We start from the raw sequence: 6,388 nt of genomic DNA on the forward strand, positions 1-6,388 counted from the left end.
GTTGGCCCCCAGGCGTTCCAGCAGGCCGGACGCGCGGGGGCCGCCGCCGACGACCACGATGGTCGCGCGGTCCGGGGTTTGGTCGGGGCGTGGTGCTGGGGTCACGGGGCTCCAATTCGCACGTGGATCCGGGCTGCCTCACGTGCCGCGCCCCCGCACTGCGCAGCAGTGCGAGACCGCTCGCCGCCGCACCGCGACCTCGTGCCGCAACACGGCAGGCTCGCTGTCGCGCGGTCAACGCACTGCGGCGAGGATAGGGCCGCGAAACGGTTCGGGGTCAAGGGTTTCCGGCATCTGGACGTTGGGCGCCGGACGTTGACGGGCGAGGGTCGCGCTGCTGCACTGGGCGGAGCCGGCCGTGTCCCCGCAACCGGGCGGCGAACCGCTTTTCCCGTGACCGCAGCGCTTTTCGCCGGGAACGCCGCCGAGGCCGAACGGTGGGGCTCGGGTGATTTGTGCGGGCGCCGGGAAGAACGGAAAGATCAACAATGCGCGGCGCCGCTCACCCGCGCGCCGAACGCGGTGGGACCGGTGATCACCCGAACCCGGTCCACCCTCCGCGACCTGGGTGGACCGGGCCACTTCGCCGGGTCCGGTCCACCCGGCCCGTCCGGTCGCCGAGTTCGTGTTGCGCCTGCGCACCCATCCCCCAGTAAGCTCAATGCCGCATGAACATCGACTTATTCCTCCATTGGAGTGAACGCGATCAGGAATGTGTAACGCGATTGAGCACCGGGGCTGAATGAAGACGGCCGGAGGGGCGGGGGACGCCCCGGAGCCGCGCGCCGACCTCGTGGCGGCCACCGCCCACGAGGGCTTCGCGCAGCGCTGGGCCGAGGCGCTTCCCGCAGCAGCGGCCCACCACGAGGTCCTGGTCCGGCTGACCGGCGTCCTGTCCTCGGTGGACGACCGGGAGCCCGAGGAGGCGGCCCGTCGGGCCGGGCGCTCGCTGGTCGGGCAGGGGCTGTTCCGGGCCGGGGTGCTGGAGGGGACGATCGCGTTCCTGGCCGGGAACCTGCGCCCGCACCTGGTCGCCCTGCACGGGGCGGACCACCCGGCCGCCTCCCGCGTCCCCGCCGTGCTGGGCGCGCTCGCCGCCGGGTTCGCCGAGGCGGCGGCGGAGCGGGCCGTCGACGAGGCGCGCGAGGAGGGCGAGGCGAAGTTCCGGGCCGTGTGGCGCACCTCCGCGCTCGCCATCGCCGAGGTCGCCCCGGACGGGCGCGTGGTCGACCACAACGCGGCGCTGCCCGCGATCCTCGGCTACCCGCCGCACCGCGTCACCGGGCTGAGCGCGCGGGAGGTGGTGCACCCGGACGACCTGCCCGCGCTGCGCAGGCTCGGCGGGCAGCTGCTCACGGGCGAGCGGGACGGGGTGCAGGTCGAGAAGCGGCTGGTGCGCGCGGACGGCGAGGCCATCCCGGCGCAGCTCGCGATCACGCCGGTGCGCGGGCGCGACGGGGACGTGCGCTGCTACGTGGCGGTGGTCGAGGACCTGGACGAGGTCAGGGCGCTCCAGCTGCAGCTGGTGCGGCAGAGCTTGAGCGACCCGCTGACCGGGTTGGCCAACCGGGCCCAGTTCCTCGGCTGGTTGGAGAGCGAGGAGGGGCCGCAGGGCTCGGGGTCGCTGGTGGTGGCGCTGTTCGACCTTGACGGGCTCCGGGTGGTCAACGGGGCGTTCGGGCACGCGGTCGGCGACCGGGTGCTGCGGGCCGCGGTGTCCGTGCTGGGGACGGTGTTCGGCGCGGGCGCGCGGATCGCGCGGCTGGGCGGCGACGAGTTCGGCGTGCTGGTGACCGGCTCGGACCTGCCGCCGGTGCTGGACCTGGTCGAGCAGGCGCTGCGCGAGCTGGCCGAGCCGGTGTGGTGGGAGGAGCGGGGCATCGGGGTCGCGGCCAGCGTGGGCGTGGTCGCCCGCACCGGGCCCGGCCTGCCGGACGGGGAGCTGCTGCGCCGCGCGGGCGTGGCGCTGGACTGGGCCAAAGACTCCGGCAAGACCGGGTGGTCGCTGTACGACCCGGACCGGGACGCGCGCGAGCGCGACCGGTCGGCGTTGGCCGCATCGGTGGCGGGCGGGGCCGAGCAGGGCGACTTCCGGGTGGACTACGAGCCGGTGCACGCGCTGGCCGACCGGTCGGTGGTGGCGGTCGAGGCCGTGCTGCGCTGGGACCACGCCGAGCGCGGGCTGGTGGACCTGCGGTGGTTGGGGCCGCTGCTGGAGCGCACCGGCATGGGGCTGCGGCTGGACCGGTGGGCGCTGGAGCGGGCGTGCGCGCAGGCCGGGCGGTGGTACGCGGCGCTGGGCGAGGGGGCTCCGGTGCTGTCGGTGGACCTGAGCGTGCGGCAGTGCCAGGAGCCGGAGCTGGTGGCGTGGGTGCGGCAGGTGCTGCGGGACACCGGGCTGCCGCCGCACAAGCTGCGGTTCGAGCTGCCGGAGCGGTTGCCGTCGGCGCTCAGCGAGGAGCAGGTGGAGGAGCTGAACATCCTGGCCTCGCACGGGGTGCTGCTCGCGCTGGACCAGCTGGGCGGCGGGAACGTCGCGGTGGACCGGATCAGGCAGCTGCCGCTGTCGGCGCTGAAGTTCGGCGGGCCGCCGGTGCGCGGGCTGGCCGAGGGCGCGAACCTGGTGGACCGGGCGGCGGCGGTGGCGCTGCTGTCGTGGAGCCGGAAGCTGGAGCTGGAGCTGCACGCGGTGCACGTGAGCACCTCGGACGAGGCGCGGCGGCTGCGGGAGCTGGGCGTGAGCGCGGGGCAGGGCGTGCTGTTCAACGCCGAACCGCTGACCGGGGAGGACGTGGCCGAGCTGCTGGGGCTGGCCCCGGACGCGTGAGCCGGCCGGGGTGACCCTGGCGCGTCACCGGGCGTGAGGCCCGTCACGGGGCGCGGTTTCTTGGCTTCTCCTGTGCGGGCGCTCAGGGAATTCACAACCTGCGGGCCGACAGTGGTGCCATGACCGAGACACGACAGGACTTCCCCTCCTTGCGGGGGTCGTTGGACGAGCCTGCCGCGCCAGCCGTCGCACCGGGGTTCTGGCGGCGGACCGGCACGGCCGTGACGATGGCGGCCCTGGTGGCCGCGCTGGTCGGCGGGGCGACCGGTGGCGCGGTGGGCGCGCTGAGCGCCCCGGAGGCCGCCACGTCGACCGCGGCGGTGAGCACGCCGGTGGTGTCGACGACGGGCGTGTCGCTGAACGTGTCGGCGATCGCGGAGAAGGTCCTGCCGAGCGTGGTCCAGGTCAACGTGGCGACCTCGCAGTCGCGCGGCGTCGGGTCCGGGGTGGTGCTGTCCTCGGACGGGCGCGTGCTGACCAACAACCACGTGGTGTCGGGCGCGCAGCAGGTCTCGGTCACCCTGGACGACGGGCGCACCGTGCAGGCGAAGGTGCTGGGCGCGGACGCGGACAGCGACCTGGCGGTCCTGCAGGCGGAGGGCGTGTCCGGGCTGACGGCGGCGACGTTCGCGGACTCGGACTCGGTGCGGGTCGGCGACCAGGTCGTGGCGATCGGCTCCCCGGAGGGGCTGCAGGGGACGGTCACGTCGGGCATCGTGAGCGCGCTGGACCGCACCGTGACGGTGCCGGGGACCGGCAGGCGCGCGGTGAGCTACCAGGCGATCCAGACCGACGCGTCGATCAACCCCGGCAACTCGGGCGGGCCGCTGGTGAACGCGGCGGGCGAGGTGGTGGCGATCAACTCGGCGATCTACTCGCCGACGTCGGACGGCGGCGAGGCGGGCAGCGTGGGCATCGGCTTCTCGATCCCGTCGAACCAGGTGCGCTCGCTGATCGGCGACCTGGGCTGAGACGCCGTCCCGGCTCCGGGGTGGCCGGGACGGACGGGGGTCGCGCGGGGGTAGGGGCCGCGCGACCCCCTCCCGTGTGCGGTGGGGGACCTGGGCCGATCGGTCCGAATGATCGGTTCCCAGAGTTACCCGCCGGTAGTAACGTCGCCGCCATGGCGCACGTCACACACGAGGTGCTCAACCAGGTCCCCCCGCTGACCGGCCACGACGTGGCCGACGACCCGGCCCTGCTGACCGCGCTGCGCCTCGGCGGCGCGGGGTGGGCCGAAGCGGAGCTGCGGGAGCTGGGGGTCCTCGCGGGCAGCGAGCGCGTCCAGGAGCTGGGCAGGCTCGCCAACGAGCACCCGCCCGTCCTGCGCACCCACGACCGGTGGGGGCGCCGGGTCGACGAGGTCGAGTTCCACCCCGCCTGGCACGAGCTGATGGCCACCGCCGTCGGGCGCGGGCTGCACGCCGCGCCGTGGCGGGACGGGCGGGCGGGGGCGCACGTGGCGCGGGCCGCCAAGTTCCTCGTCTGGTCGCAGGTCGAGGCCGGGCACGGCTGCCCGGTGTCGATGACCTACGCCGCCGTGCCCGCGCTGCGCCGCTCCCCCGAGCTGGCCGCCCGGTTCGAGCCGCTGCTGGCCTCCCCCGAGTACGACTTCGGCCTGCGCCCGCCGGAGTCCAAGCGCGGGCTGGTCGCGGGCATGTCCATGACCGAGAAGCAGGGCGGCTCCGACGTGCGCGCGAACACCACCCGCGCCGTCCGCTCCGGCGACCACCACGTGCTGACCGGCCACAAGTGGTTCACCTCCGCCCCCATGTCCGACCTGTTCCTCACCCTGGCCCAGGCCGACGAAGGCCTGTCCTGCTTCCTGGTGCCCAGGGTCCTGCCGGACGGCGCGCGCAACGCGATCTCGTTGCAGCGCCTGAAGGACAAGCTCGGGAACCGGTCGAACGCCTCGGCCGAGGTGGAGTACGACGGCGCCGTCGGCTGGCTGGTGGGCGAGCCGGGGCGCGGGGTGCGCACGATCGTCGAGATGGTCAACGCCACCCGCCTGGACTGCGTGCTCGGCACGGCCGCCGGGATGCGCGCGGGCCTGGTCCAGGCCGCGCACCACGCCGCGCACCGCCGGGCGTTCGGGGCCGCGCTGGTGGACCAGCCGGTGATGCGCGCGGTGCTCGCGGACCTCGCGGTGGAGTCCGAGGCGGCGACCGCGGTCGGCCTGTGGCTGGCGGGCTCGCGCAGCCGGTTGGGGCTGGCGGTGACCAAGTACTGGGTGTGCAAGCGCGGTCCGGCGCACGCGGCCGAGGCGCTGGAGTGCCTGGGCGGCAACGGGTACGTGGAGGAGTCGGGGATGCCCCGGATCTTCCGCGAGTCGCCGCTGATGTCGGTGTGGGAGGGCTCGGGCAACGTGGCGGCGCTGGACGTGCTGCGCGTCCTGGCGCGGGAGCCGGACGCGGTCGCGGGGTTCACCGCCGAGCTGGACGCGGCGGCGGGCGCGGACCGCAGGCTGGACGCGGCGGTGCGGGAGCTGAAGGCGGCGCTGACCGGGGCCGACCTGGAGTCCCGCGCGCGGCGGCTGGTGGAGCGGATGGCGCTGGTGCTGCAGGGGGCGCTGCTCGTGCGGCACGGCCACCCGGCGGTGGCGGACGCGTTCTGCGCGTCCCGGCTGGCGGGCGACTGGGGCCTGGCGTTCGGCACCCTGCCCGCCGGGGTCGACCTGGGCGCGATCGTGGCGAGGGCGGTGCCGGGGCGGTGAGCGCGGTGCGGGTGGAGCGCTCGGGTCCGGTGTGGACGGTGCTGCTGAACCGGCCGCGCGTGCGCAACGCGGTCGACGGCCCGACCGCGCACACCCTGGCGGAGGTGTTCCGCGAGTTCGACGCGGACCCGGTCGCGGCGGTGGCGGTGCTGCACGGCGAGGGCGGGGTGTTCTGCGCGGGGGCGGACCTGGGCGCGATCGGCACGGACCTGGGCAACGACCCGCGCAGCACCACCGGCCCGATGGGGCCGACCCGGCTGCGCTTGTCGAAGCCGGTGGTCGCGGCGGTGTCCGGGCACGCGGTGGCGGGCGGGCTGGAGCTGGCGCTGTGGTGCGATTTGCGGGTGGCGGACGAGAGCGCGGTGTTCGGCGTGTTCAGCAGGCGGTGGGGCATCCCGCTGGTGGACGGCGGCACGGTGCGGCTGCCCAGGCTGATCGGGGTGAGCCGGGCGATGGACCTGGTGCTGACCGGGCGCGAGGTGCGCGCGGACGAGGCGCTGGCGTTCGGCCTGGCGAACCGGCTGGTCCCCGCGGGGACGGCGCTCCCGGCGGCGCGGGAGCTGGCGGCGCGGCTCGCCGGGTTCCCGCAGACCTGCCTGCGGCACGACCGGTTGTCGCTGCTGGAGCAGGAGGAGCTGGCGGAGGCGGAGGCGCTGGAGAACGAGCTGGCGCACGGCCTGGTGTCGCTCCAGGACGCCGGGCCGGGCCTGCGGCGGTTCGCGGAGGGGTGGGGCAGGCACGGGCGGTTCCCGGAGTAGCGGCGCGCCCGGCCCGCCGCGGCCCGGCCCGCGCGCCCCCGGCCGGGGGCCCCCGGGCCCCCCCCCCCCCCCCCCGCGCGGCCCCCACCC

At 75.8% G+C, this 6,388-nt stretch carries 4 protein-coding genes; all 4 read left to right on the top strand.

All coding sequences use genetic code 11. The features are described 5' to 3' along the window. The first annotated feature begins 742 nt into the window (after nucleotides 1-742). The 4 genes from ACTUAL_RS02145 (at nucleotide 743) to ACTUAL_RS02160 (ending at nucleotide 6,298) form a co-directional block, all read left to right on the top strand. A complete protein-coding gene (locus tag ACTUAL_RS02145; RefSeq protein ID WP_440899079.1) occupies nucleotides 743-2,827 on the top strand; it encodes a putative bifunctional diguanylate cyclase/phosphodiesterase in 2,085 nt (694 codons plus the stop codon). 119 nt (nucleotides 2,828-2,946) lie between these two features. Then, a complete protein-coding gene (locus tag ACTUAL_RS02150; protein ID WP_440899080.1) occupies nucleotides 2,947-3,798 on the top strand; it encodes a S1C family serine protease in 852 nt (283 codons plus the stop codon). A 152-nt stretch (nucleotides 3,799-3,950) separates the two neighbouring features. Next, nucleotides 3,951-5,540 (top strand): acyl-CoA dehydrogenase family protein, encoded by a 1,590-nt coding sequence (locus ACTUAL_RS02155; RefSeq protein ID WP_440899081.1) that lies wholly within the window; start codon nucleotides 3,951-3,953, stop codon nucleotides 5,538-5,540. Then, nucleotides 5,537-6,298, top strand: a complete 762-nt coding sequence (locus tag ACTUAL_RS02160; RefSeq protein ID WP_440899082.1) for a crotonase/enoyl-CoA hydratase family protein — start codon at nucleotides 5,537-5,539, stop codon at nucleotides 6,296-6,298. Before ACTUAL_RS02155 ends, ACTUAL_RS02160 begins: the two co-directional genes overlap by 4 nt. The last annotated feature ends 90 nt before the right edge of the window (nucleotides 6,299-6,388 follow it).

This window comes from Actinosynnema sp., from assembly GCF_052038725.1.

Coding starts and splice junctions, on each gene's coding strand:
- ACTUAL_RS02145 (WP_440899079.1), top strand. CDS start 743: ATGAAGACGGCCGGAGGGGCGGGGGACGCCCCGGAGCCGCGCGCCGAC.
- ACTUAL_RS02150 (WP_440899080.1), top strand. CDS start 2,947: ATGACCGAGACACGACAGGACTTCCCCTCCTTGCGGGGGTCGTTGGAC.
- ACTUAL_RS02155 (WP_440899081.1), top strand. CDS start 3,951: ATGGCGCACGTCACACACGAGGTGCTCAACCAGGTCCCCCCGCTGACC.